The sequence below is a fragment of the Thioclava sp. F1Mire-8 genome (assembly GCF_002213165.1).
Taxonomy (GTDB): domain Bacteria; phylum Pseudomonadota; class Alphaproteobacteria; order Rhodobacterales; family Rhodobacteraceae; genus Thioclava; species Thioclava nitratireducens.
The window spans coordinates 1-26,653 of the sequence record NZ_NBNY01000001.1; the positions used below are offsets into that span (position 1 = coordinate 1).

The following is a 26,653-nucleotide window of genomic DNA, read 5'->3' on the forward strand; positions in this document are numbered from 1 at the left end:
CGCGGGATGGAGCAGCCCGGTAGCTCGTCAGGCTCATAACCTGAAGGTCGTAGGTTCAAATCCTACTCCCGCAACCAACGAATTCGACACCCCGCCCACACCAAGGCGGGGTTTGTCATTTGTGCCATCCCCCAATCCCAAGATCGCGCCTAGTTCCCCATAGAGCTCAATCACATGGCCGCTCGGTGCGTCCGGGTCCGGGTGCAGCACTATCTGGTCGATCAGGCCGCGCAGGATGGCCGTCGCCTCGCTGCGGCTATCACTGTCATTGAGCGCTACCGTCAGATCTTCCACCTTGCTGCGGTAGACCTCGGCAAGCGCCGGGTGGATGATGACGGGATCGGGCGTTGGCATCGTGGCGAGCTTGTTCCGGAGTTCGGACTTCTCGGACTCCAACGCGTCCATTCGTTCCTTCATGCTCGGGTGGAACATACCGGCGGTGATCGCATTCACGAGATTGGCGATCTCGCCGTCAATCTGTGCGAGGCGCTGTTCTGAAGTGTTGCGCGCATGCTTTGCTGCGCGTTGTTCTTCGCGAACTTCCCGTTGGAACTCGTCGACAAATTCCGCGATCAGGTCCGGGTGCAGAAGATGTGCCTTGAGCCCTTCGAGAACGCGTGCTTCGATCTCTTCCCGACGGATCAGCGCACGGTTGGCGCAGGTTCCCCGGTTGCGGGCTGCGGAGCAGCCATATTTGACCTTGTTGACGAGAATATAGTTCGCGCCGCAGCAGCCGCATTTGAGCAGGCCCGAGAAAAGATGCGTAGGCCGCCTCGCGGCACCGAACGCGTTCGGGCGATCATCGGCTTTGATGGCGGCTCGGACGCCCTCTTGGATCTCTTTCACGCGCCCCCATAGATCGTCATCGATGATCCGCAGATCTGGAACGTCCTCGATGACCCATTGTTCGGGTGGATTAGGCCGTGCCTGCCGCTTCCCTGTCAAAGGATCCTTGATGAACCGTTGCCGGTTCCAGACACGTCGACCGATATAGAGTTCGTTATTGAGGATCCCGGTGCCCCGTTTGCGGTTGCCCGAGATCGTCGAGAATGACCAGGTTCCAGCGGTTTTGCCCTTCGCGGCACGCGGGGCAGAGACGTTGCGCTCATTCAATTCGAATGCGATCGCCCGAGCACTCTCTCCAGAAGCAAAGCGTTCGAAGATATGGCGCACGATGGCAGCCTCGGTCGGCTCGATTACGAGATCGCCCGTGCTCAGAGAGCCATCGGGCAGAGCGTTTCGATCGAGGCGATAGCCGAAGCTGAGGCCTCCCGCTGACTTGCCTTGCCTGACGCGTCCCTCGAGGCCGCGATGGGTCTTCTGGGCGAGCTGGCGCAGAAACAGTGCTGACATCGTTCCGCCAAGGCCGATGTGCATCTCATTGATCTCGCCTTCGGCTTTCGTGTGTATTGCCACGCCGAGAAAGCGCATGCGCTTGTGCAGTCCTGCGATATGTTCTTGGTCGCGCGAAAGGCGGTCGAGGCTTTCCGCAACCAAGATATCGAAACGATCCTGCATTGCTACTTGTTGCAGTTGCTGGAATTGCGGCCTTAGATGAGAGGCCCCGCTCATGGCCTCATCTGAAAAAACCTCAACGACCGTCCAGCCATGTTCCTCGCAAAATCGCCGACAAAGCCGGATCTGGTCGGTGATCGAGGCTGGGGACTGCAAGTCTGATGAATAGCGTGCATAGACGGCTGCACGAAGCGGATCGGATCTGAACATTTATCATTTCTCCGGCTCGGGGGTGGGATACTCCCGTGTCGCTTGCCGCGCGAGAAGACGTGCAATTTCGATGAGTGACGGATGCGGCGAAGAGTGGGGATCAAGCGCAGAAGTCCCACTCGCGGTCGCTTCCCGCTTGATCACCGGTTCTTTTCGCTTCTCCCGTCGTCCCAAAATCTTGATCCATCTGAGCATACTGCCGATGGGAGTAGTCTACTTCGTCGGGAGGAAAGAAGCGCATGGATACCATCTCCCTGCGAGCTAGGAATGTGGATAACTTACTCGAAAGTAAGGAATTTACACTCTTGGCAAGGAACGCGTGAAGCTGCTGGCAGGCGGTGGCATATGACTGCCGAGCGGCTCGATAGACGAAAGTTTTTCCAAGAGTGCGTTTTGCGGGATTTAGCCACGACTAGGACGTCGTCCAATTTATTCAGGTCGCCAGGCGATCGTGCGGTCGAAACGACCGGGTCAGCCCATCTTCTCCAAGCTCACGTTTTTCCATGAGGCAAGCAGCCAGCGCCTCGACTGCTGACGCATTCTCACGGACCAAACCGCATGCGCGTTGCCATGCGGTGTCCAGCCGCTGCCGGACGCGCGAACGAAGCGCGGACGGGCTCCCAACGGTGAGGACATCGTCTGGGCTCCACAGTAACCCTTCGCTCCCCATTCCGTATCTATGCTCAATGGCGGTGCAGAGTTCGGTTGCGAGCGCGAGGTCCGATCGGCTCCCACCTCCGGATCCGTTCGACACTGCGCCGAGAAGGACATGCTCTGCGGCTCGGCCGGCGAGGAGTGCTACGACCTGGTCTTCGAAGTCAGTTAGCAGCATCGAAACAGGGGCGGGCGCACGCTCGATAAAGCCATGACGTGGCGAAACTTGGACCCTGCGAACTGAGCCGGGACGAAGAAGATCGGCGACAACAGCGTGCCCAGCCTCGTGCATGGCGATACGCTTCAGGTCTCCTGATGTCTCTTCCCCATGCCCCAGAAACGTCCGCAGCATCGGTGCATCGAGCATTCGGCCACTGTGCCTAGCTTCGGATTTCGCCGCCCGGATCGCAGCGTCGAGCGAGGCAGGCGTGTGTCCAACGGCGACGCGCGCGATTTCTGCGAAATCCGCGTCGGTTAACGTTCCAGCCAGCGCGTCACGCAGCATGGCTTCCAGGAAGTGACGATCAGGTAGCGGCACTTCGAGCGACACGTCGAAGCGTCCCGGTCGCAAGATCGCTGGATCAATGCGGGTAGGGTAGTTGCAGGCACCGACAAGCAGGACGCCTGGTTCGCGGGAGAGCGCATCGACTTCTTCAAGGAATGCGTTGATGACCTGGTCGCGATAGTTTCTGTTGCGCGGATCACGATCCTCACGACTGCCCACGGCGTCGATCTCGTCGATGAACATGACGCAAGGCGCCGCCGCGCGCGCCTCGGCAAAACTTTTCCGCATAGCGGCCAGCATGTGACCGAGGTGTCCTTCGGCTTGCCATTCCGCGAAACTGGTCTGCACCAAGGCGACGCCGGCGCTTTTGCCCATCGCTTGGGCAATCCAAGTCTTGCCGGTCCCGGGTGCGCCATGAAGGAGAAGCGAGCGTGTAAGTTCCGACCAGTCGACCTCTCCTGCCTTCCAGGCAGCGAGATCTCGCACCATCCGCCACGCTTCCGCGTGAACCGGAGTGCGTTTTGCCATGGCCTCAAGATCAGGTAGGACCCTTCCCGAGAAAGACTTTCCTGCGCGGTTCTCGGTGAAGCCTGCGAACCGCTCAGCGACCGCGTGGGCTGTCGGTGCACGTAGTGCAATCAACCACTGCTCGCGACTGAATTTGGCCATCGCTTCGGGCGAGGGCAGAGTGGCGCGAATTGCCTCTTCGTCGATCGCTTCCATGTCCCCGCGGCTCGCACGCAGCAGAAACATCAAAACATCCGCGTCAGGCGGTAGGAGCGTGACCTGTTTGCAGGGCGGACGCAGGTAGGCATTGGGCAAATCGCGGGAGGCGATATGGGCAATGAAGAGCGGGGCACGAAGCGCGAGCCGTTCCGGGAGGAGTGCGGCCCCAACACCGCTTTCCGCGAAGAGAAGCGTTTGGTGCGGCGAGCCGCGAACGACTCTTTCGAGTGCCCAGCCCGGTGGCAATATCGCGTCTTCAATGACGGACGTCAGGAATTTGATGTCATCCGTGTGGAGGCCGTGGAGAACGGTGATCGCTCCTTGAGCGAGTTGCTCGCGGAACTCGGTCTCGTTCCCGAATGCGGCCGCAAGTTGCAGGGCGATCAAGAGTTCGTTCGTCGGGATCGCGATGTCGGCCGGGTCTTCGTCAGGTTCGTCGCTGGGTCCCATTTTTTTGTCACCTTCGCCGGTGGCGCCCCTGTTCGGCGCCACGCGGTCGGAGGCAGGTGAGCGACATGATGAGTTTTCTCCAGTAGAGTTCCCCACGGTCTCCCAATCCTCAACGGGCGCGGGCCCATTGGTGTCCTCCGCGAAACTGGACTCCCATTCTCCAGGATTTTCGCATGCGCTGTCTAAGATCAGCGCATGGCGCAACCGAAGCCGGGCGATGACGTGTTCGGCGAAGGGGGCCCAAGGCGGCGCGGGGGTGATTTTGGTTCTTTTCATAAGGCAGCTCCAGGCAGAGAGGAGATGCACCCCGGCAAGAGCCGGGGTGGGAAAGGGAAGAAAGCTAGCGAGAGGTTCTTAGACCTTCACCCCGCCGCTGGCCTGCGCGAGCACGACTGCATCGAGAAGACTCTCAATCTCGGGGCGGGCCCAGGGACGATATACTTCGCCAGTCGTATTCAGGAGATGCGCGAACTCCGTTTGCGGCACGACCGCTTCGATGAGGTGACGCGTAAGGGTGCCGTGCATTGTCTTTTCTGCGGAGCAGGCAACGCTTCCCGATTTCATTTCGACCTGTCGCAGGATCGTCACTGAAGCATCTTTGGGAATGCCGAGTTGATAGCGGTGGCGGCGCTCGGGGTCATTGCTGTAGCCCAACTTCAACACATGATCCTCGCCGTGTCGGATATCGAGGAGATAAATGACGGAAGATCGCGCGGACCAGGATGCGCCGCAGGCACCACAATCGACATGTCCACTCTGCATGTTGGCGCGCGCAACCCGTTGTTCATGGCCGCATTCGTGCCGATACATACGGTAATTCGGGTCATTCGCCAGATCCGGGCCGAGCCGCTCCCAACCTCTCTCGATCGCTTCGTCTTCTTCGCGCGCGAGGTGGCAAATCTCGCAGCGCGCTTCCACTTCGCCTCGAGCCGCCCGTCCGACGAGCTCGAACTGTCGGCGCAAGGTGTGGCCACAGCTTGCCTCATAGAAACCATAACTGGCGTTGGCGATGTCGTAGCCGAGGAAATTGAGACCGGCCAACTTCGCTGCTTCGCGTCGCCGAGCATCCTCACACGCTGTGCAGGCGACACTTGCGGTGCGCAGGGTGAAGAGCTTCTGTGCAACATGCGCTCCGCATTCCTCACATTCGAGGACTACGTGATAGCGATCGCGCACTCGGCGATCGATGCGAAAGCCCTTATCCATCGCGATCTCGATCCACTCGTCATGGATTTCGCCGGAAACCTCCTGCCACGCTTCGGCTGGAGCGGAACGCGAACGGCGCGGAATATAGAGACGGGGGTGGTTCCCGGGTGGGATGACAAAGGGCGACTGCGGGGTGGGGGGAGAAACGTTGTGAGTCATCGTGACCTCTGAATTAAGCGCATAGGGACACGCGCTGCGTCCAAGAGATGGCGCAGGTCGGTCGCTCTGGGCAGTGATGGAAGAGAAGGGCGCTTAGGCGAGCGAGACGATGAACGAAGCGTTCTGGTCGAACAGCTCGGTCTTCAGAGGCTGGTGGCGCTCAGGCGCTTTGACGTCACCGTTGAGAGTGGTATTGGCTTGAATAGTCATTGTCTGGTCTCCACGAAAGATCAGGGATTGGCGGTCCTCGTCGATGTTGCAACCATTGGCGAGGACCAGTTTCGGCGTATAGCATTTGTATATACTCCGAATTTTAGAATGTAAAGAGGATGTATATACAAAAATGTCGCGAGAGCCGAAGACCAAACAAGTTAATCTCCGGATCACTCCGACCTTGAAGGATGCGGCGGATCGCGCTGCAGTGGATGATCAACGATCGCTCACATCGTTGATTGAGAAGCTTTTGACGGACTATCTCAAAGAGAATGGCTACTTGCCCAAGTAACGTGAAAGGGCGCGTTGCGCGCAGCGGAAGCTGTGCCGTCTGCAACTTAGATTTCGGCCTTCGGCGTCTTCTCTTCTACCGATCGTTCAGGATCGTTCTGTCCACCATCGACCTCAACGAGCTCGCCCAGCTACGTATGGTCTGGGTTTCCCGCCGTCTGTGGCAGAGAGCGTCCGCCAGCAAGCTCCAAACGGTGGTCTGGTGAGCGCGGCAGGTCATGAGCAAGGCTGCGAGGCGGGGGTGCTGCTTTCACCAAAACGCACCGTGATCGGCAAGCCGGGTAGGGCTTAGAGCCCCGGCCCCCTGTCGGTCTCGGGCGGCGCCTTATCCGGGCCGCCGCCCATCGCCGTGACGACGCGTTGCAACAGGTCTGCGAAGCGGATGACCATCTTCTGGACAGGGCTGCGTTCGCCAGGCTCTGTAGCTGCGATCTCTTGCAGAAACTTCGGGGCCCGATGGAGGAACTGATCCGGTTCATTCATCTCAAGAAACCGCCCATCCTCGACCATGCCCAGCATGTCGCGCATCGTCCCGAGACCGTCCTCCGACTCCTGAAGCTTCCGCGTCGCGACCTGCTCGCGGCGTTCTGCGGCGCGCTCCCGCTCGGCAACTTCGTTCTCTCGCGCCACGACCTTCTGCTTTCGCTGCGCGAGCTTTTCTCTCTCCGTTACGATCCAGTCCAAATTCTCATTCAGTTCGCCGACCCGCTCGCCCAACGCCTCTTCAGCTTTCTCCAACGTTTCTGCTTTTTCCTTGTTCGAAAGATCCAATTCCCGCTGTGCGGCTTCAACCTCCGCAATATGGCGTGCATGCGCCTTGCGCTCCGCATATTGCACTGTAGAGAGCCGCTCGTTCCGGGGGCCGTGGCGCAGCAGGCCACAGGGTTTGCCGACGGCCTCGTAATAGTCGTCCTGAAAGGACGCCATCGCGGCCTCATAGGCTGCCTTTTCAGAGTTCTTCTCAGTTTTGTTTTTGCGCGCCTTGAGCAGGTGACGGTCATTCTCGAAGGTCCAAGTCGCGAGTGCCTCGGAGTTTTGCCGCTCGATCTCGGCGCAGCGCTCCTGCCACGCAGCGATCTGCTCCTCATAGTGGCTCATGCGCCGGGCCTGAGTCACACGGTTCTTCGACGGCTTCGGGCGCTTGGGTTTCAACGGTCGCGAAAGAGGCTCCGGACGGGGCAGGGAGGTGAGTGCCTCAGCAGGACCATGGGCGGTGCGCCATGCTGCGGCTGCGACCTTGCCCACATGCAGCTTGTTCGCGCTGAGTTTCGGATCTGTCAGATTGATGGCGAGGACGTGGATATGGACATATTTCTCGTCGAGATGCATCACCGCCGAGGCGGAGAGGCCTTCAGGCATTCTTGCCCGGAAATCCCTCAGCAGGCGATCGGCCCATGTCTCGATCTCGGCGGTGATCTGTTCCGAGCCGCTAAGATACTCAGCTGAGGTGATCGGGTGGGAATGGATCTCGGTATAGAGCGTCGGTGCGTCCGTCTTCAGCCCCCGCTCGTAGCTGCCACCACCTTTCTTGCGCACGGTTTCCCGGATCTCGGTCCGATGCGCATCATGGAGACGACGCAGCTCAGCCGGGGCGATCAAGCCGAAGCCAGTCAGGATCTGAGGCGGGCGGGGCGTCGCGATGTGCCTGGAATATCGCTGGTCTCGCAGCGCCTCGCCGAAGACCTGATTAAGGTCGTTGTAGTGATCCTTCGTTCTCTGAACCAAGGTCGGCTTGAGGCTGTAAGTCTGAATATGGACGAACTGGTAGGCCACGGCGCACCTCTTCAATTGCGATCATGGCTGCTCATTTATACAGGCTCAGCGAAAATCCGAAACGGAATCCGGTCATCTTGAAGCGAAGGTGGGGATAACCTAGGATGCTGATAACGTTTGCGAAATTCTATTTCGAAAACGGCCCCGGTGGGGGCTAGATACAGCGACAGACTGTAGGTAGCTAAAGCTACCGTCGTCTGCCCCTTACGCCGGGGAGGCGCTCCGTCGGGTCGAAATCCGCTGGCGCAGGATCTCGACCCAACTGCGCGGATGGCACGCCATCCTTGCCAAAGCGTCGCACCAGCGCGCGACGAGATGCAAACGGCCCGCCCGGGGCACGCCGCAGACGAGGCGATGTGCTGGGATGGAATCGGTGTGCTGGGACCTATTCGGGGCGGGGTGGCTCGAGAGGGGGGCGGTCAGAGCCCCATCGCGATGCCCTCGCACTCGCGCCGGATCTCGAGCAAGGCCGGCAACCCGCCTTCGATCGCGACATCGACCGGCCGCGCGCCCACGAAGAGCGCCCCGGCATTGGCCCGCGTCATCCAGGCACGTGCGATCGGATCCTCGAAATAGGTGCCGAGTGCCTTGTAGATCCCGAGAAGTGCCGAGAGCCGCAGCACCTCATCTTCGGTGAGGCTAATGGTCTCATCAGGATCGCGCGCTTTGGCCATGTCCGCCTCGCTCAGCCCGACGAGCGCGGCGGCCTCCGGCGCGGACAGCCCCCATTGCGCGATGATGCGACCATAGGCCTTGAGCCCGACAGCTGCCCTCTGATCTGCGGTGAACTCGGTCATGGGGGGAACTCTCTCGGTAAGCGTGTTGTCGCCTGTGGAATGCGGCGCGGTCTGCGGCAGGTTCGTTGAGCCGCAGTCTGGACCGATCTCCGATCTCACGCAAACTTTGCCGATGCCGCGCCGGTGGTAGCGGCGCGTTTGTGCGCTCAGTCTCCGGCCAACGCATCCAGCCGCGAGATCCGCCAGTCGCCCTCGTGGCCGCGCTTCAGATAGGCCGCGACCAGCTGGAACCCGCTCTGCGGCCAACCGCGTGGCGTGTCGATCAGCAGCAGCTCCGCGATCCCGAAGCCGTGGTCCCGAAGATCCCGCAGCCGGGCCTTGGTCGTGATGTTCACGATCGGCACCAGCCAGACGATATGATCGGCCACCATCATCGCGTGTTGCGTAAACGCTCGGATCTTCGACCAGGGCGGGTTGGTGATGATCCAGTCGACCGCTGTCTCCCAGTCGAGGAAGTCACGCCCGTCTTCCACCTCGCACCAGGAGCGGTCGAGATGCTCGGGCAGTTGATCGTAGAATGCCCCCGCACCCCGCGCCGGATCGAGCATATGTCCCGAGATCCGATCGGCGAAATGCGCGATGATCGTGGCGGCGAGGGCAGGGGGCGTCATCACGCGATCCCGCTCCGGTGCGTTCCGCATTGGCACGAGCCCGGGCTTGCTGGCACGCGGTAGCTCTCTGACCGCTGTTCGAAGACCCAGCACGCCTAAGACCCGTAGCAACGTCTCGATCCGCCCCGTCAGATCGCGTTCTAGCACATGGATGGTCGGCCGCGAGCACCCGACCCGAATAGCCAGCGCGCTCTGGCTCAGACCGGCGGCGCGCCGCCGCTCCGCCAGCGCCGGGCCGACAGCTGCACTGTCCACCCAAGACCAGCGCAGTTCGAGAACCGGCAACACCCGCGCAAGCGAGCCGATCGCGCCGCGGCCGGTCTCTAGATTGCGCAAGGCCGGGATGCTGATGCCCGCTGATGAAGCGACAGCTGCCTGAGTGTGGCCGAGTGCGCGGCGGCGGGCGCGTAGAGGGAGGGCGGGGAGTGTCAAACTATGTTTCTGAAAGTGACGTTGGAAATGACACGATGGTTTTACATGGATCGATTGCCGTTCGCCAGATCGTAAGACGTTGGTGACGAGTCGGATACGATAGCCATTGGTGAGTAGAACTGCAGCGCGAGGCTGTTCTCGGCCCACACCGGTCTCTCAGCACCGTGCTTTGATGCTGCGGCTGCACCCGCATAGCTGACATTAGAGGAGCTCGCATTAAAGCGCGTCGCATGAATGTGCACTGTCCACGTTTGTCGTTGACACACACCTCGCAAAATCGACATTCTCTCAATGCGTCCAGAGTATAAGGCAGCGCCAGACGCTCTATTTCACGTCTGCCAACAATAACCGGCACCGGACCATTCCGGGGAATGGCCGAGACACCCTTGCACTGGAGAGCAAGATGCCATCCTCGAAAACGCCTGTGGGCGAGCATGATCACTTGTTGGAAATCTACGACGCCGAAGTCGAGGTCGAATATCGCGGCGAGCGATATCGCGTCCGTGACAACGGCGCGGTCTACCGACTAAACGAATTCCGAAAACGCGCTCGTCCGCTCGATAAAGCTTGGACCTTCGGACGCCAGAACCTCGCGACCGGTTACCAACTTCTGGCCGGTGTGCCGATCCATCGCATCGTTTGCACCGCCTTCAACGGTCCGCCACCCACCGATCAGCATGTCGTCGATCACATCGACACCAATCGGGCGAATAACAGGCCCGAGAACCTGCGCTGGCTCACGAGGCTGGAAAACGCACTCCTGAACGAAACCACCGCCCGCCGCATTGAGCTGGCTTACGGGTCGATCGAAGCGTTTCTCAAGGATCCATCCAAGCCCATAAACGAGACATCCTTTCCCGACGTCTCATGGATGCGGACCGTGACCAAGGAAGAAGGTGCCAGAACCATGTCCCGCTTTGAGGCATGGGCGAAGAGCGGGGCGGTTCCAAGCGGAGGCGCAATCGGCGAGTGGCTCTACGGCACCCGTGAGCGAGCTGACTTCGAGCCGGAGCCGGAAGAGTATGAAAGCCTGACGCCATCGGCAATCCAAGTTAAGTGGAGGGTCCCGACCGAGTTTCCCGGATGCCCGGAGGCGGTGTCAGAAGATGGGTTGGAGCAATACGCTGAGAACCTCCGGTTCGGAGATGTCTTCGCCCGGAACCGCATCTATCAGAGCTTGGTCGTGCAATGCGCGCTCGTCGAGGGCGGGCTGGTTGTGCTTACCCGGGCTGGGGAAGCTAACGCGATCAAGGACTGGGCTGTCGCTATGATCACGATCCGTGGCGAGTTGTTTGTTCATTGCAGCAAGCATCAATATTTCACGCTTCAGGGAGCGCTGAAGGCCTTCTGCGAGCTGACCGGCGAAAGTTTTGAGGACAGCATCGACGACTATACGTGAAGGGTGTGCGGCGCTATTTCGCGTAACCGCCGCGCGACCTTTGGTGCCGGTTAGGGTAAGTGTCTGAGCACGTGGTGTGAATGTTGTGGCGCAACATCCTATTACTGCCGTTCATTGTGCTCGCCGATGCATATAGTTTTCCGCTATCAGAGATTTTTCGATTTGTTCGCTATGGAGGACAAGGCACTGTGATCGCTCCGCCGCTGATCCTTTACCTCGATACGCAAGATTATATCCGCCTTTTCAACGAACCGGATGACGGTCCTACCCATGCGATCCTCGACCAGCTCATCGTATTTCGGGATCGGGGCGATATCGTGATCGGCTACTCGTGGGCGATCATGCTTGAGTTCATCACACGCCCGACCGACGAGTTCCGTGAAGAACGTGTCCGTAGGGGACAGTTGGTGAAAGATATCTGCGGGCGGAATGCCTTCCCCTTTTTTTCGGACTTGAAACATGGAGCGCGCTTCCCGAACAACGGCGCGTGGATCACAGGCCGCGATGGAAAATTGATGACGGCCAAGTGGTTTCGGCGTCAGATGGAGAAGCAATATCTTGAAACTCTCGCGGAACAGCGGGGCCTCAACCGCGCCCAGCGCCGACGATTGAAAACGCCATCAGCAATGCGTCAACTGTTACGCGAGAATACTTCGACATGGGGCTCAAAGCGGGAAGATTTCAAAGGGTTTCCAGTATCGGATGAGCTTATCGAAAGTGGCGTTCTGACACGCTTTCTGAAAGGTCGATGCTCGGACGCCGAGTTCGAGGAACGGGTCAACCGCTGGTTCTCGGATCCAGCCGAGTTCAGCCGGATCGCCTACGACTACGCTGACAAGCCGAACCTGTTGGATGAGTTCTTCGGCCCGAGCCTCAACCAGATGGAAGCCGCACTGCAGCAGATGCAAGAAGCAAGTCGCAACTTTGACGACTTGGGGCAGTCTATCCGAGGGCAACGTCAGAACCTGATCGATATGGGTTTTGATAAACGCACAGCCAGACGGCTCACTACGCCAGGCCAACGGCCAACGCTGGACCTGTCAGATGTGGTCCGCAAGATTGAGGATCACGTCGGTGAGGGGCGCGCAGGCCATATTGGCCACTACATGCTCAAGGCGTCCCAGAAGAACTACAATTTCAAGCGTTCGGATTTCATGGACATCATGCAGATGTGCTACGTGCCGGACTGCGACCTTTTCCGATGCGATAAAGCGATGGCCGATCTTTATCGGGATTACGAACCCTTCGCCGGAAAGCTGGTGGCGAAGTTCACAGACCTACCTGCGCGGATTGAGGCGCGGTTGTGCAACCGCGGCGCATGACTGTTTTCCGTCCTCTCTATCAGAGCGTTGCGGTCGGCCCGAACCGGACTTCCAGCATCCTTTCGCGGTGCCGCAATAGCAGTCCGCTTTGCAGTCATTCGAAGTAACTGACTACAATGATTTTCGCTGCGGCAAGCTGTCAAAGATAAATGTTTCGCTAAGTGCGAGATTCGAACCAGCGTAGTTTTGGTCTGCTGTCACCGAATGAAGACCAACGGCAGCCCTCATCTTGTCGAATTAATATGAGACGAACCCGTTAGACGCCCAGCCTCCGTGCAAGGGAAATAGCACGTCTTTGCGCAGTTAAGTCATCAAGGAAATCGAAAGCGTTAATTCGAAATTCGGAATTTCTAATGTTTCAGATTCAGGCTTGATTACTCACGTCGAGATGAGACATGCAATTTGTAAACTCAGGCAATTCGATTGACTTCGCGAATTCTTTGTCTGATCCATGATGTCCTGGGGTCGGCGTCATTGCGCCGATGCCAGAAGACCGACACGGGGAAGGTCCTGACGGGAATCGGCGGCTCTGCCGTGACCAGTCCGAAGCCGGGAGCAAAGGCGCGCGCGACGCGGGCGGGCAAGGTCACGAGCGCACCAGAGGCAGCTACGGCGGCAAGTGCGGGCAGGAACGCAGGAAGACCCAAGATGACGCGCCGGCTACGCTTCATCGTCGCCAATTGATCATCCACAACTCCGCGCAAGTCGCCCGCGGGCGAAATCAGGACATGATCGGAAGCGCAGTAGGCGTCGAGGCCGATGTGCGGGGCGTCAGGCAGCGCTTCGGCGCGGCCAGCGACGAGGAAGGACTCCGCATAAAGCGACTCGCTGGAAATGGCATCCGGCGGATCCCAGACGTATCCTAGCACGAGATCGGCCCGCCCTTCGGCCAGGGCTTCCATCGCAGCGCCGCGCCCAAGCGGAAGGACTGACAGCGTCAACCCAGGGGCAAGCTGGCGCAATCTTGCCGCCAGCGGCGGACACAGGACGGCCTGTTCCGCGTCCAGCGCGGCCACGCGGACAACACCTGACGCGGTTGCCGGATCGAAGGTCCGCGCAGCCCCCAGTGCGCCTCGTAGGGCATCGACGGCCGAGGTCACCGGAGCCTCGAGCGCCAGCGCAGTGGCCGTGGGCTCCATCCCATGCGGTCGACGCAGGAACAACTCGTCTCCGAAAATGTCGCGCAAGCGCCTCAAGGACTGGCTGATGGCGGATTGGGTCAGACCCAGTTCCGCCGCCACATCTAGCGCTTTGCGATGCCGCAAAAGCCCCAGAAAGACGAGAAGCAAGGTCAGGTCCAACCTACGGAGTTCTGATGTGCTTAACTCAGACATGACCTTTATTAATTACTATTTCTTTCTGTTATCGCATATCTCCGGAGCATCGAATGAAGCAAGGAGAAACTGAGATGCGTATTGCGATCATCGGCACAGGCAATGTTGGCAGCGCTATCGCGCGGGGGCTGAAGGGCAAGGGTCACGATGTCCTTCTGGGCGCGCGGAATCCGCAGACCGCGGAAGTCGCAGAGCTTGTCTCCGCGACGGATGCGACGCCGATGTTTCCCGCAGCGGCGGCGGCAGAGGCTGAGATCATCGTTCTCGCCCTGCCGTGGGGCGGAGCCGAAACGGCGGTCAAGGCGCTTGGGCCGCTCGAGGACAAGACAGTCATAGACTGCATGAACCCTCTGGGCATGGTGGAAGGGGCGCTTGGCCTAACGCTCGGGCACAGCAACTCCGGCGGAGAGATGGTGCAGGGCTGGATTCCTGGTGCCCATGTGGTCAAGACGCTGAACCAGGTCGGCGCCGAGATCATGGCGAAGAACGATACCCTGCCACAGCGGCCCGTGATGTTCATGGCTGGTGACGATGCAGCGGCGAAAGCGCGGGTCGCGGCGCTGCTGACCGATCTCGGCTTTGCCGCGATGGACGCAGGGGACATCACCAAGGCCCGCCTGCTGGAACCTTTCGGCATGGTTTGGATCAACCAGGCCCTGTTCCGGGGCAAGGGCCGCAACTGGGCCTTCGCAGCGGTGGAGGGCTGAGCCATGGCACTCGCTGGAACCAATATCCTTATCGTCGGCGGCACCAAGGGGATCGGTCGTGCGACAGCCGTCGCAGCCCGTGCAGCCGGAGCTATTGTCACCGCCACAGGGCGGTCGGCCGAGAGCCTCGCCGAACTTCCCGAAGGTATTGCGGGCGCAGTGCTCGACTTCACCGATCCAGCCTCGGTCTCAGCTTTGGCAGAAACATCGGGGGCGGTCGATCACCTCGTGCTTTCGGCCTCGGACGCCGCGGCCTGGGGAGCCTTTGCCGAAGTTGGCGAAGACGCGCTCCGCGCTGCCTTCGACGCGAAATACTGGGGCTACTGGCGCGTGATCCACGCAATGGCACCGAAACTGTCGCCGCAAGGTTCGATCACCCTCGTCACCGGCGCGGCCGCGCGGGCAGCCTTGGCCGGCACCTCGGGCCTTGCGGCAGTCAACGGGGCGCTTGAGGCGATGGCCAAGGTGCTGGCCGTCGAATTGGCGCCGCGCCGGGTCAATACGGTCTCGCCGGGCACGACGGCGACCGAGGCTTATGCCGGGCTGCCCAATGACGCTCGCACCAGCATGTTCGCGGCCACCGCCGCGAAACTGCCCGCAGGCCGGATCGGGACCCCCGACGACATTTCACAGGCGATCCTTATGACCGCGGCAAACTCCTTCATCACGGGTGCAACGCTCGACGTGGACGGCGGCGCGCACCTGGCGCGATAACTGAGAGGAACCATGATGACTGTTGCACTTTCGGCGCCCTGCCATTGTGGCAGGGTCCACATCACGCTGCCTCCCCCGATGCCGTCGGGGTTCTGGCCTGCCATTGCGGCGACTACTGGAGGATGCACGGCAATTTCGACGCCTTCGTGGCAGTGCCCCGTGCCGACATGACCGTGACGAGAGAGGACGCGCCAGTCCGGTGCCCATCCTCCGCAGACTCGCGCCGCGCCTTTTGCGAAAGCTGCGGGGCGCGCGTGGCCAAGGAGATCAGCGCCGCGGGGCGCTGGCTCGTGTCGGCCGGGTTGATCGACGGGTTTTGGGGCAAGCGGATCATACGCAACTTATGGGAACAGTCGAAACCTGACAGGTGTGACCTTCCGGAGGTCACGCCATGACCGATCCCGTCACCATCGTCGTGCGCTGCAAGGTCAAGCAGGGGCGCGAGAAGGACTATGAGGCTTGGCTGGAGCGCCTGGCGAGAGGGGTGGCGGAACAATTCCGAGGCTATCTGGGAGCCGAGTTTAATCGCCGCGCCAGCGCCGGAGGCGAGTATCGCAGCGTCTTTCGTTTTGACAGCCTTGCGGCGCTCGACGCCTTCGAACAATCCGACTTCCGGCTCGGCATGTTAAGCGAAGCCGCTCCCCTGTTTGCCGCAGGCGCGACATGGGAGCGGATGACCGGCCTGGAATTCTGGTTCGACCCGCCGCCGGGGACCCGTGTCCCGCAGCCCACCCAGCACCGCATGGCGCTGGTCCTGGTCGCTGTCGTTTTCACCCTGGTGCTGGCGCTGAACCTGACCCTGGGGGCCCTGATGACCGGCTGGCCCTTGCCGCTGCCCGTGCTGGTCGCCGTCTGCCTCCAGGTCGGTCTGATGAGCTGTGTCATCATGCCCTGCCTGACTCCGCTGCTCGCGCGCTTCATTTACACGAAAACCAAAACCCTCTGAAAGGAAAAGACAATGTCTGCTGCCATTGATGTGCATTCGAAGAAAAAAGTCCTGATGATCGCCGCCAACCCCGGAACCTCGCCCACCACGGGTTGGCCCGTGGGTTTCTGGTGGGCAGAACTGACCCACCCCTACTGGACCTTCTCGGAAGCCGGGTATGAGATCGAGATTGTCTCGCCCCAGGGCGGCGATCTGGTGGCTGACGGCTTCTCGGACCCCGAGGACCAGTCGGGCTATTCCGCCCATGACTTGATCTCGCTCGGCTTCAAGAAGTCCGCCACCCATGCTGCGCTTCTGACGGGCACGAAATCCATCGCCGAGGTGGACCCCACCGCGTATGATGTGGTGTTCCTTGCCGGTGGGCAGTCGCCCATGGTCACGATGATCGGCGATACCGCGCTGCATGCCTTCGTGGCGAAGGCCTATGAGGCGGGCAAGATCGTTTCCATCGTTTGCCACGGCACCTGCATCCTGCTCAAGACGCGCCTCTCGAATGGCGATCTACTGGTCAAGGGTAAAACCTGGACCGGGTTTGCTAACAGCGAAGAGCAGTTCGCCGACAACTGGGTCGGTCAGAAGATTCAGCCCTTCTGGATCGAGGAGGAGGCGAAGAAGCTGGAACACACCAACTTCGTGGTGAACTCCATGTTTAAGGCCTTTGCAGTCCGCGACGGCAACCTGATCACCGGCCAGCAGCAATTCTCGGGCGGGGCGGCGGCCGAACTTGTCGTGCAGACATTGGGCCGCTGAGGAAAACCGATCCGGACCCGTGCAGGACGCGCAGGGTCGGGTCCTTTGCCGAATATCCGGAGGAACCATGACCAACGCCGCTTCCCAAGTCCTGACCCACGAAGACGGCTGCAAGAACATATGGTTCGAACTGTTCTTCGACCTCGTCTTTGTGGTTGCCGTGGCAGCGCTCGCCAGCGCGCTCTCGCATCACTACGAATGGAAGGGGTTTGCCGAATTTACTTTCCTGTTCCTCGTGCCATGCTGGCTCTGGCTGGGCCACACCTTCCACGCCAGCCGCTTTGACACGGACCGGCCGGACCAGTGAGCCGTGGGCTTTGCCCAGATTCTGGTGGTGCTGTTTATCGCTTATGGCGCAAGCGACGCCTTTGGCGCCCGCGCTTGGGCCTTTGCGGGAGGCGTTGCCACTTTCAAGGTCTTCCTCAGGCCGCGCTCTGGGCCGGGTCGCTCTGGGTCGAGCCATGCTTGCAGTTGGTCCTTTGGGCGCTTGCCCTTGCACAGGACATCTTGACGACCTTTCTGGTCGCCAGCGAAACACACCATGCTCCTCCGCACCCCGAACACCTGCCCGAACGCTTTGGCCTCTTTACCATCATCCTCCTGGGCGAGGCCGCAGTGGCGGCAGTCGATGTGCTTTAGTGTGCGTCGGCGGATCCGAAAGCGGGCCCCTTCTGCTGAACGGGCTTCCCGCGCTTTTGGCCAATGCCTAACCGGACTCATGATCGCTCCGGAAAGATTCGAATGTCTGGTTCTCGATGTCGGCTCAATCTTTTCGCAGGCGCAGAGAAAGTCTGCTTTCCGCCCTTCCTGCTTCGGCGCAGTGAACGGCCCTTAGCGGTCCTTAACGCCACGTTTAGCCAGCGGCCGATACCGGTCCCGAAGCGGCCTAAATGATGAGGACGGAAACCCCTACGTCCAGCGGACCAGAAAATACTGGCAAATCAGCGCAAGCGCGCTTTCTTCGCGGCAGCCATCGAATTCGTGGGTTAGGCCGATTTCGACAAACCCCTGGATCCTCCCAAAAGACACTGGGCGATCTTTCACCGGTGACCAGCGAGCTCAGAGGTCGGGCATTCCCTTCACGCGGCCAAACCGCTTCTGCGCTGCGATCCGGAAGGGGGCATTGGCGGCTCCGAAGCCTTCGTAACCATTTCTTCGTTCGAGGATTTCGAAGAACATTCCTCCCGCGAAGGGGCGGGAATAGAGCTGAAGAAAGGCGCCCTGCGCGTCCTCGTCATAGAGGATGTTGGCCGACTGCAACTTCTGCACAAATTCGCGCGACAATTCGAAGCGCGCTTCGAGATCGGCGTAGTAATTGGATGGCATCGGCAACGGGTCGAAGCCAAGATCGGCAAGCGACGCAGCGGTCTTCAGCATGTCCGTGGTTCTCAGGGCGATGTGCTGAACCGATGCTCCGAATCCATGTGTCAGGAAATCGCCCGCGAGGGTTCGATGCGTCTCGGCGCCGTTGAGAGTGACCTGCAGGCCCTTTCCGTTCCCGGACCCGCGCGATGCGATGGCTTGGCTGCGGACCAGGCCGTCAGGGTCGATCACATCGACCATCGGGGCCTTCTGCATGTCGAATAGCGTCGTGTAGAAAAGGGTCCAGCTGAGCATCTCGTCATATTCCATCGTCTGGGCAAAATGGTCGATGGAGATCAGACCGGCCTCGCATAGCGATGTCTCTTCCGCGGGCTCGAACTCCACGTCCCAGACGTCGTTGAGGCCGCTGGAGCCATCCACGAAATGCAGAACCGAACCTCCAAGACCGCGGATCGCCGGAATTTCCAATTCCCCGGGACCGATCGGCTGCGAGAAGGTCTTCGCGCCGAGCGCACGTGCACGCGTGACTGTCGCCGCGGCATCCGCGACCTTGAGGCCTATGTCACAGACATTGGTGCCGCGCGCGGTCCAAGTGGAGGCGGCGAAGCCCGTTGTCTCGGCGTTGATGAGAATCCGGATATCGCCCTGACGCCAGACTTCCAGCTTCTTGTTGCGGTGCCGTCCCGACATGTGAAAGCCGAGTGTGGAGAGCAATGTCTTCAGCGTCTCCGCTTCGGCGCCCTGGGCCGCGAATTCGATGAATTCGACACCTTCCACTGCAACGCGTGCCGGAATCTCGCTGATCTTGTCTTCGAGCCCGGGCTCGGTGCGGCGCACATCGTCCATTAGCGCCACCAGTGAGCGATAGCCGTCGCGTGCGATGGTCCGTGTCGGGCCGCCGCGGAACTGGTCGTTGAAAATCTCGAGGCTTGCCGGTCCGTCATAGCCGGTGGCCATCACGGCGCGCATGAAGCCGGTGACGTCCAGATCGCCCTCGCCCGGCATGTTGCGGAAGTGGCGCGACCAATAGAGCAGGTCCATATCGATCGCCGGAGCATCGGCAAGCTGGACGTAGAAAATCTTGTCGCCCGGGATCCGCCGTATCGTATCCGGCTCGATCTTGCGGGCGAGCGAATGGAAGCTGTCGAGGATCAGGCCGACATTGGGATGGTCCGCGCGGCGCACCACTTCCCACGCATCGCGGTGGTCCCAGACATGACGCCCCCACGCGAGCGCCTCGAACCCGACGCGGATGTCGTAATCTGCGGCAAGCTCGCCCAAGGCGGCGAAATCGCCAGCCATGCGATCGATCCCGCCGAGCGCCTCGGGATGGACGGAGGAACAGACCAGCATGTCGCGGGTGCCGAGCTCGCGCATGAGCTCGAACTTGTGCTCAGCGCGTTTCAGGGCGCGGTGGCGCAGCGGAGCCGGAAGCCCTTCGAAATCCCGAAAGGGCTGAAAGAGGAAGATTTCCAGCCCGTGATCGCGCACCATCTGGCCGACTTCGCGCGGCCCGCCGTCATGGGCGATGAAATCCTGCTCGAATATCTCGATCCCGTCGAATCCCGCTGCAGCAATCGCCTCCAGCTTTTCCTGCAACGTTCCTGAGATCGAGACAGTGGCGATGGCGGTTTTCATTGGAGGCCTCCTTTCAGGATGTGGCCGGGTCGGTTTTCGCGAGATCGCTGCGCAAACGGGCGACGTCGAGCGGTAGACCCGTGAAGAGCTTCCAGGCATCGACGCCTTGCCAGATGAACAGCTCGTAACCGGAAATGACCTGCAGGCCTGCCGCTTGCGCCGCGGCGAGGAATTCGGTCTCGACCGGCGTGTAGACGGCGTCGAAGGCCCATGCGCCGGCGATGGCGGATTTGGGAAGCGGCGATCCCGGATGGCCGGTCATACCGACCGGGGTCGCGTTGATGAGTCCCTCGGCGCCTTCGGACATCTCGGAGGCGTCCCGTCCCACGGTGACGCGAAGTCCCGGTTGCGCCGCCTTCAGTTCCGAGGCGAGGACATCGGCCTTCTGGATGTCACGGTCCGCAAGGCGGATCTCTGAAGCATCGAGCGCGACCAGCGCGAAGGCGATGGCCCGTCCCACGCCGCCGGTGCCGATAAGCAGAGTTGCTCCGGGCGGGGAGGAGCCGCGTGCCTCGCGATAGGCGGAGATGAAGCCGGAGTGATCAGTGTTGTGGCCCTCGGCTCCGGTGGGTTCGAAGAGGACGGTATTCACCGCGCCCAGCCGTCGGACCATCGGGTCGGAGATCCGAACCAGTGCCGCCACCTTCTCCTTGTAGGGGTAGGTGATGTTGAGGCCCCGATAGCCCTGTGCCGCGCAGTCGGCGAGGATCGTCGTATGATCCTGTCCGAGCTCGCGCGGGACAAGCCTGTCATAGGTCACCTCACGCCTGTTCTGCAGCCCGGCCAGCCGGTGCAGGCGCGGGGCCTGCGAGACGGCGATATTGTCGCCGATCAGACCCAGCCGGATGACCGCGTCGTCCGACGCGGCCTCAGAAGGGCTCTCGGGGGCAGGCATCACTTGGCGCCTTTCACGAGTTGGGCGATCCGGGTGATCGCGAAGCCGTAACCCGCGATGCCGAAGCCCTCGATCTTCGCCGTCGCGGCTTTCGAGACGTAGGACGGGTGGCGGAATTCGTCGCGCCGAAACAAGGCCGAGACGTGAACCTCGAAGATAGGCCCGTCGAAGATCAGCAGGGAGTCGAGGATCGCGATCGAGGTCGAAGTGAAGCCCGCCGGGTTGATCAGGATGGCGCAGGCGTTCGTGCGGGCCCATTGAATCCAGTCGACGATTTCACCCTCGTGGTTGGATTGGCGGAAGTCGATTTCCACCCCCGCCGCGGCAGCCGCATCGCGGCTCAACCGCTCTGCATCCTCGAGCGTGTCGTGCCCGTAGATCTCTGGCTGACGCGTGCCGAGCAGGTTCAGGTTGGGGCCATTGATGACCAGGATCGGAAGGTCTTTCTGGGCCATGAGAGGTCTCCTGATGTGCGGCCCTGTCAGCCGCCGTAACCGTAAAGCCGGGGCAGCCACAGCACGGTGCCCGGCACGAAAGTGATGATTGCGAGTCCGACGATCATGATGATGAGGAAGGGGACGAGATGGCGGATCGTCTGGCCGATCGGGGATTTGGTGATCCCGCTGACGACGAAGAGCAGCAATCCGTAGGGGGGCGTCGCAAGGCCGATCATCGTGTTGACCACTACGATCACCCCGAAATGCACTGGGTCCACGCCGAGCGAGACTGCGGTCGGCAGCAGGATCGGCACGATCACGAGGAGGATCGTATTGGCTTCCAGCAAGCACCCGAGCACCAGTAGAAGAACGTTGACGAGAAGCAGGAAAGTGACGCGGTCGAGCTGCATGTCGCCCAACGCGCCGCGGATCTCGTTCGGAATCTGCTCGACCGTGACCACGTAGTTGAAGGCCAGCGCCCCTGCGATGAGGATGCCCACGCTCGCGGTGGAGCGGGCGGATTGGCACACGGTGTCATAGGCCGCGCGCAGGCTGACGGAGCGGTAGAGGAAGGTCGAAATCAGGAAGGCATAGAGCGCGGCGAGTGCTGCCGCTTCGGTCGGCGTGGTAATGCCGCCGTAGATGCCGACCAGAAGGATCACCGGCATCAGCAGCGCAGGCACGGCGCGCAACGTGATGCGGGGCATTTCTCGCACCGGGACGGGCACTTCCACCGGGAAGCCGTGACGCCGTGCCTGGATCGCGTTCATCACCATCAGCAGGAGCGCGAGGATCAGACCGGGCCCCACGCCGCCGAGAAAGAGGTATCCAATCGAGGTGTCCGAGACGAGCGCATAGAGCACCATCGGGATAGAGGGCGGTATGATCGGGCCGATGATCGCGGCGGCGGCGGTGATGGCCCCAGCATAGGCGGGGGGATATTTCCCGTCCTTCGTCATCAGCTGGATGATGATCTTGCCGATCCCCACCGCGTCGGCGATGGCCGAGCCCGACATGCCCGAGAAGATCAGCGACGACACGACGTTGACGTGGCCAAGCCCGCCCCGGAAGCGCCCCACCAGTGCACGGCAGAAATCCAGCAGCCTGTCGGAGAGCGAGCCGATATTCATCAGGTCGGCTGCGAAGATGAAGAGCGGGATCGCCAGCAGAACGTAGGAGCCGTAGAGCCCGCGCAGGACCTGCTCTGCGGCGATGCTCATGTCCTGATGTTCGAGCAGAAGATAGAGGATCGAGGCCCCCAGCATGGCATGCCCGATCGGCAGGCCGACGATGGCGGTGGCGACGATGGCCGCCACGGCGAGGGTGAATTCCCAGCTCATTCGGAGAAATCCTTGCGCGCGACTTGCGTCAGATCGCGGCTGTCATCTTCGGGGCCCGGGCCGCGCAGCTCTTTGATCAGAATCCAGCCGTAGCGCAGGATCGTGACCGCCGTGAAAATTGCGAAAACGGAGAAGACGTAGCTGAAGGGGATCTTCATGTAGGCCGTCTTCTCGATCTTCATGAAGGAGATGTAGCTGAGGACATCCGGCAGTGAGGCCGCATAGATGCCGACGATGAAGAGCGAGAACAGAATGCGGAAGACGCGGCGAACCTTGGGCCGGACTGCGCCGTAGATGATGTCGAAGCGGATCTCGTCTTCTTCACGCGCCGAGACGGATTGTCCCCATAGCACGACCCAGAGCCACGCGATGACGCAGAGCTCGACCGTCCAGCCGACGGGGTGGTTCAGCACGTAGCGCATGAAAACCTGAACGATGAAGGCCAGGAACATGGCGGCCAGAAGCAGCGCCGGAACGGCGTCCGCCAGACGGCGCGCTACGTTCCGCCAGCGGCGGCTCGTGTTTTGCATCGGTTTGCCTTTCGAGGGGCGAAGGGCCGACACGACCCCCCGCCCTCAGCTTGTCCGGGGTTCAGGCCTGGATCGCGTTGATCTGTTCGAGCATCCCCTCGGGCCAGCTCTTGGCGAAGTCGCTGGCGAGATACTTCTTCTGGGCGTAATCCCGGAAGGCGGCGCGGTCGGGTTCATAGACCTCGAGGCCTTGCTTCTTGAAGAAGTCCACCAGTTCCTGCTCGCGCTTGAGGTGCTCCTCGGTGCTGGCGGCGATTTCCTTGTCCACGGAGTCCTTCAGCAACTTCTGCTGATCGGCGCTCATGTCGTCCCAGATCTTCTTGGAAATACCCAGCACGTCGAAGCCGACGAGGTGGCTGGTCAGTGCGATCTGGCTCGTGACCTCGTAGAACTTCATGTTGTAATCATTGGGCAACGGGTTGTCCTGACCGTCGATCGCCCCGGTCTGGAGGGCGGTGTAGACCTCGGAATATGCCAGCGGCGTCGGGCTGGCGCCGATCGCCTCCCCAAGGAACTGCCACGCGTCGCCGCCCGGCATGCGCAGGGTCATACCCTTCAGATCTTCCGGCGTGTTGATCTTCTTCTTGGGCTTCAGGTTGACCTGACGTGCGCCGAAATAGACCGGCGCGAGGACATGCAGCCCGGCCTTCGCGGCAAGGTCATTGAGTTGCTTGCCCACGTCGCTGTCGAAGACGGCTTTCATATGGGCGGCATCGCGCAGCACGTAGGCTGCGGTCAGGATCGACCATTCCGGCACCTGATCGGCGAGCTTCTGCGGCGCGACGAGGCCCATTTCCAGCGTCCCGCGCTGGATCGAGGTCAGTTCACCCCCCTGCGGGACGAGCGTCGACTGGTTGTAGACCTGCAGGTCGAAATCCTTGGCAACGTCTTCGGAAATGCGGGCAAAGGCCTTGGCGCGAATATCGTTATTCGACACAACCGAAGACAGGCGGAGTCGTTTGCGATCTTGAGCGAGTGCAGTGCCGGCCATCAGGGTCGCGGCTGCGCCAGCGGCCCCTGTCGCCAGCACGCTGCGGCGAGTCAATTTGGTCATAGTTCCTCCCTTTCGCCGCATCGAGAGCGGCTCATCCAATTCGACATCTCGATTTTCATATGTCAACTTCAAAAATATCATACATTTTTATTTTTGACGCACAAAATCACGAGCGAGTGTTCTACTTCTTCACCCGCTTGTCGGCTTTCGGAGCCCTCGTTCGAGGAGTTCAGGGAACGCGACCGGTCGCCAGAATGTGGTCGACGCCGCTTTCGACATGGGAGATCAGCAATTCCACGGCGGCATCCGCATCCCGGGCCAAGGTCAGGTCACGCAGGCGAATGTGGTCTTCCTTGGCCTTTTCGCCGCGAAATTCCAGAATGATCATGTGATAGCGCATGAAGCGATCGAAGACCGAGGAATGCGTGCGCATCAGGTTTGGCCTGTCGCACGCCGCGATCATCGCAAAGTGGAAATCCCAGTCATGACGCACCCAGGGTTGCACCGGCCCGTCGCCACCCGCGATCAGCTCGCGCTCGATCGTCTCCAGTTTGTAATGGGACGAGACGACCCCCGCCTCCCACTCGATATCGCCATTCGCGATGGACTGGCGCAACGCATGGGTCTCGAGCAACAGACGCAGATCTGCGAGATCCCGAAGGTCGGCCTTGCTGATCGGCGCAACCTCGAAGCCGCGTTGTCCTTCAGCGGTGACGAGCCCTTCGTTCGTCAAGCTGCTGAGCAATTCGCGCAGGGTCGTCACGCTGACATCGTATTTCTTGCGCAGCAAATCGAGCTTCAGCTTTTGCCCCGGCTTGAACCGCCCGTGCACGATGTCTCCGCGAAGGCGCCGATGGGTAATGTCCCCGACGGTTTCCCCCGGATGGCCACTGATATCGAACTTATGAATCTTCACGTTTGAGGTCGCTACCTTGTGTTCTGTCCCGACGGTTATCGCCCCGCGTCGAGACTGAGCCAAGTGCTTTCCCTATTTTCCGTCAATCTTGTTGCGGAACTCGAGAGCTGAAGAGCGGGGCTTTTCTCGGAGTTCTCCGAGCATTCCTCCAATGTCCCCAGACTTAACCGAAGATTATTTCTGACAGCTTTCGCGGCCTCAGGCCTCTGCCCTGATTGCCGAGAGAATGCGGTTTTCGGCGTCCCTCAGACCGCGTTGCGGCGATTTTCCGTGGAAGACGATGTCGTGGATTTCTTCGCCCAAGGTCCGCTCGATCAGGTTGAAGGCGGGCACCGGAGGGCGCGCCCAAGTCACAAGTTCGTTCTTGCGGGCCATTCGGTCGACCATGCTGACGATCGGGGAGGAGGCGAGAGCTTCGGGGTCTGCGCAGACCGAGAATCGGGGCGCGACGGGGAAGCCGTTTTTCACGTGCTCCTTCATCGCCTCGGGAGACACCATCCAGGCAATCGCGTCGATGATCTGTTTCTGCCGGGTCGGCTCGACATAGGAGGGGATGGTCAGCAGGAAGCCCCCGACCGGGGCGGAAACACGCCGCATCCGGCGCGAAGGCGGGGGAAGGTAAGCCACGCGACGGGCCACGCGAGAGCTCAGCTCGTGTTCGAAGCGGGCAGCGCGCATTGTCCAGCAATAGGTCATCGCGGCCTGACCGGACATGAAGTAATGGATGCGCCGCTCCCAATCGATGCTCGCGATATCAGGGGGCGAGACTTCTACAAGCTGCTTCATGTATTCGATCACCTCGAGCGCATCCTCGGTGTCGATCTGCAGCTTGAGCGAGTCAAACGTATCAAAACTCCAGCTCTCCTGATTGCGCAGCGGCATGTCGATGACGGTGGTGCGACAGGCGGCGAGGAAGAACATGAAGGAATTCGCGATCGGCATGCCGCGTTGTCCGTTCCACGCGATGCCGTAGAATTCGTTCTGTGGATCGTGGAAGGCGCGGGCGGCCGCGATCGTCTCGTCGAAGGTCTTGGGATAGGTGACCCCCTCGGCATCGAACAAGTCCTTGCGCGCAGCGAGGATCTCGATCGTGCAATAGAGCGGAATGCCGTATTGCGTGCCCTTCCAGTTGCCCGTCCCCCAGACCGAGGGGTGGAAATCGAGCGAGTTGATCGCGGCATTCGAGATCAGATCGTCGAGTGGCGCGAGCTCTCCGCGTTCGGCGAATTCACCCAGCCACGGCATGTTCATCGCAATCACGTCATAGCGTGGCGTCATCTCCGAAAAGGTCTGCCGCGACTTGGCGTATAGGTTGGGGAGACGTTGCAGGTCAAAGCTACTACGCTTGCCGAATTCATTTCGGAAATCCGACCACATGTTGCGCATCGCGATGAAGTAGTTGTCATCGTTGAGCAGGAACTTGATGTCGCTAAGGTTGAGTCCGGTGATGTCCTCGCCGCGCACCGGCGAGATGATCTGCGCTGCGAAATAGCTGCCGCCGAAGTAGTATTCGCTCGTTTCGGTGCCTTGCCGCAGACCGAAGGTTTTCGCCATGTGACCTTTGACGTGGATGGCATAGCTCATGAAGGCATTTAACAAGCTCTCCGAAGGCTCGAGGAAATGCGTCTTCAATCCGTTCCCGCGCGGCACTTGCCGTATCAGCCCGTCATCTATCATCTTCATGATCATGCGGTTGCCGGTGCTATAGGGCACATCGGCAAGGCTGATGAGCCCTGACTTGTCGATCGGGCTCAGTCGCAGATGCGCGTCCACCAATTCCAGCGTGATATTCTGATAGACGTCGGGCTTGGCACCGGGCATCTGATGGTCGAACGGCGCCCGCAACCGTCGAAGAAAATCGACGAT

The 26,653-nt window shown here is 60.7% G+C and carries 22 protein-coding genes, 1 tRNA gene and 1 pseudogene; 9 read left to right on the forward strand and 15 right to left on the reverse strand.

What is annotated here, in order from left to right; translation table 11 throughout:
* Together B6V75_RS00005 and B6V75_RS18805 are read left to right on the forward strand one after the other, a co-directional pair.
* A tRNA-Met gene (locus B6V75_RS00005) sits at positions 1–77 on the forward strand.
* A 124-nt stretch (positions 78–201) separates the two neighbouring features.
* A complete protein-coding gene (locus B6V75_RS18805; RefSeq protein ID WP_240496873.1) occupies positions 202–498 on the forward strand; it encodes a hypothetical protein in 297 nt (98 codons plus the stop codon).
* A 162-nt stretch (positions 499–660) separates the two neighbouring features.
* On the opposite strand, the pseudogene B6V75_RS18810 reads toward B6V75_RS18805, so the two are convergent.
* From B6V75_RS18810 to B6V75_RS00045, 6 genes and pseudogenes are all read right to left on the reverse strand, one after another.
* A pseudogene (locus tag B6V75_RS18810) lies at positions 661–1,725 on the reverse strand (recombinase family protein); the annotation flags it as partial.
* A gap of 433 nt (positions 1,726–2,158) precedes the next feature.
* Positions 2,159–4,336: an AAA family ATPase gene (locus B6V75_RS00015; RefSeq protein ID WP_088718306.1), complete on the reverse strand. Its 2,178-nt coding sequence runs from the start codon at positions 4,334–4,336 to the stop codon at positions 2,159–2,161.
* Positions 4,337–4,414: 78 nt separating this feature from the next.
* Positions 4,415–5,425: a GIY-YIG nuclease family protein gene (locus tag B6V75_RS00020; RefSeq protein WP_146735088.1), complete on the reverse strand. Its 1,011-nt coding sequence runs from the start codon at positions 5,423–5,425 to the stop codon at positions 4,415–4,417.
* A 792-nt stretch (positions 5,426–6,217) separates the two neighbouring features.
* Positions 6,218–7,702, reverse strand: coding sequence for a Mob protein (locus B6V75_RS00035; protein ID WP_088718310.1), 1,485 nt, complete (start codon positions 7,700–7,702; stop codon positions 6,218–6,220).
* A gap of 419 nt (positions 7,703–8,121) precedes the next feature.
* Positions 8,122–8,499, reverse strand: coding sequence for an antitoxin Xre-like helix-turn-helix domain-containing protein (locus B6V75_RS00040; RefSeq protein ID WP_088718311.1), 378 nt, complete (start codon positions 8,497–8,499; stop codon positions 8,122–8,124).
* Positions 8,500–8,645: 146 nt separating this feature from the next.
* Positions 8,646–9,446, reverse strand: coding sequence for a helix-turn-helix transcriptional regulator (locus tag B6V75_RS00045; protein WP_240496874.1), 801 nt, complete (start codon positions 9,444–9,446; stop codon positions 8,646–8,648).
* 499 nt (positions 9,447–9,945) lie between these two features.
* On the opposite strand from B6V75_RS00045, the gene B6V75_RS00050 reads away from it, so the two are divergent.
* Positions 9,946–10,941, forward strand: a complete 996-nt coding sequence (locus B6V75_RS00050; RefSeq protein ID WP_088718313.1) for an HNH endonuclease signature motif containing protein — start codon at positions 9,946–9,948, stop codon at positions 10,939–10,941.
* An 80-nt stretch (positions 10,942–11,021) separates the two neighbouring features.
* On the forward strand, positions 11,022–12,263 hold the full coding sequence (locus B6V75_RS00055; protein WP_146735090.1) for a hypothetical protein: 1,242 nt from the start codon (positions 11,022–11,024) through the stop codon (positions 12,261–12,263).
* A gap of 410 nt (positions 12,264–12,673) precedes the next feature.
* Here the strand turns inward: B6V75_RS00055 and B6V75_RS00060 are convergent, their stop codons facing one another.
* Positions 12,674–13,564: a LysR family transcriptional regulator gene (locus tag B6V75_RS00060; RefSeq protein WP_240496875.1), complete on the reverse strand. Its 891-nt coding sequence runs from the start codon at positions 13,562–13,564 to the stop codon at positions 12,674–12,676.
* An 86-nt stretch (positions 13,565–13,650) separates the two neighbouring features.
* Here B6V75_RS00060 and B6V75_RS00065 point away from each other — a divergent pair, with 86 nt between their 5' ends.
* The 5 genes from B6V75_RS00065 (at position 13,651) to B6V75_RS00090 (ending at position 17,021) form a co-directional block, all read left to right on the forward strand.
* Positions 13,651–14,304 carry an NAD(P)-binding domain-containing protein gene (locus B6V75_RS00065; protein ID WP_146735091.1) on the forward strand — a complete coding sequence of 218 codons (654 nt, stop codon included), beginning with the start codon at positions 13,651–13,653 and terminating at the stop codon, positions 14,302–14,304.
* A gap of 3 nt (positions 14,305–14,307) precedes the next feature.
* Positions 14,308–15,018, forward strand: coding sequence for an SDR family oxidoreductase (locus B6V75_RS00070; RefSeq protein ID WP_088718317.1), 711 nt, complete (start codon positions 14,308–14,310; stop codon positions 15,016–15,018).
* Between the two features lie 391 nt (positions 15,019–15,409).
* Positions 15,410–15,964, forward strand: a complete 555-nt coding sequence (locus B6V75_RS00080; protein ID WP_088718319.1) for an antibiotic biosynthesis monooxygenase — start codon at positions 15,410–15,412, stop codon at positions 15,962–15,964.
* 12 nt (positions 15,965–15,976) lie between these two features.
* A complete protein-coding gene (locus B6V75_RS00085; RefSeq protein ID WP_088718320.1) occupies positions 15,977–16,714 on the forward strand; it encodes a type 1 glutamine amidotransferase domain-containing protein in 738 nt (245 codons plus the stop codon).
* A 67-nt stretch (positions 16,715–16,781) separates the two neighbouring features.
* Complete coding sequence (locus B6V75_RS00090; protein WP_088718321.1) at positions 16,782–17,021, forward strand: low temperature requirement protein A; 240 nt, start codon at positions 16,782–16,784, stop codon at positions 17,019–17,021.
* 752 nt (positions 17,022–17,773) lie between these two features.
* Here B6V75_RS00090 and B6V75_RS00100 read toward each other — a convergent pair.
* The 8 genes from B6V75_RS00100 to B6V75_RS00135 form a co-directional block, all read right to left on the reverse strand.
* A complete protein-coding gene (locus B6V75_RS00100) occupies positions 17,774–19,675 on the reverse strand; it encodes a sugar phosphate isomerase/epimerase and 4-hydroxyphenylpyruvate domain-containing protein (protein WP_088718323.1) in 1,902 nt (633 codons plus the stop codon).
* Between the two features lie 13 nt (positions 19,676–19,688).
* Positions 19,689–20,570 (reverse strand): NAD(P)-binding domain-containing protein, encoded by an 882-nt coding sequence (locus B6V75_RS00105; RefSeq protein WP_088718324.1) that lies wholly within the window; start codon positions 20,568–20,570, stop codon positions 19,689–19,691.
* Positions 20,570–21,025 carry a type II 3-dehydroquinate dehydratase gene (locus B6V75_RS00110; protein WP_078522945.1) on the reverse strand — a complete coding sequence of 152 codons (456 nt, stop codon included), beginning with the start codon at positions 21,023–21,025 and terminating at the stop codon, positions 20,570–20,572. The genes B6V75_RS00105 and B6V75_RS00110 overlap by 1 nt, the downstream gene beginning before the upstream one ends.
* Positions 21,026–21,051: 26 nt before the next feature.
* Positions 21,052–22,347: a TRAP transporter large permease gene (locus B6V75_RS00115; protein WP_088718325.1), complete on the reverse strand. Its 1,296-nt coding sequence runs from the start codon at positions 22,345–22,347 to the stop codon at positions 21,052–21,054.
* Positions 22,344–22,877 (reverse strand): TRAP transporter small permease subunit, encoded by a 534-nt coding sequence (locus B6V75_RS00120; protein WP_088718326.1) that lies wholly within the window; start codon positions 22,875–22,877, stop codon positions 22,344–22,346. The genes B6V75_RS00115 and B6V75_RS00120 overlap by 4 nt, the downstream gene beginning before the upstream one ends.
* Before the next feature lie 61 nt (positions 22,878–22,938).
* A complete protein-coding gene (gene dctP, locus B6V75_RS00125; RefSeq protein ID WP_088718327.1) occupies positions 22,939–23,931 on the reverse strand; it encodes a TRAP transporter substrate-binding protein DctP in 993 nt (330 codons plus the stop codon).
* Positions 23,932–24,100: 169 nt separating this feature from the next.
* A complete protein-coding gene (locus B6V75_RS00130) occupies positions 24,101–24,787 on the reverse strand; it encodes an FCD domain-containing protein (RefSeq protein WP_088718328.1) in 687 nt (228 codons plus the stop codon).
* 198 nt (positions 24,788–24,985) lie between these two features.
* Entirely contained in the window at positions 24,986–26,608 is a 1,623-nt protein-coding gene (locus B6V75_RS00135) for an extracellular solute-binding protein (protein ID WP_158275146.1), read from the reverse strand.
* Positions 26,609–26,653 lie beyond the last annotated feature (45 nt).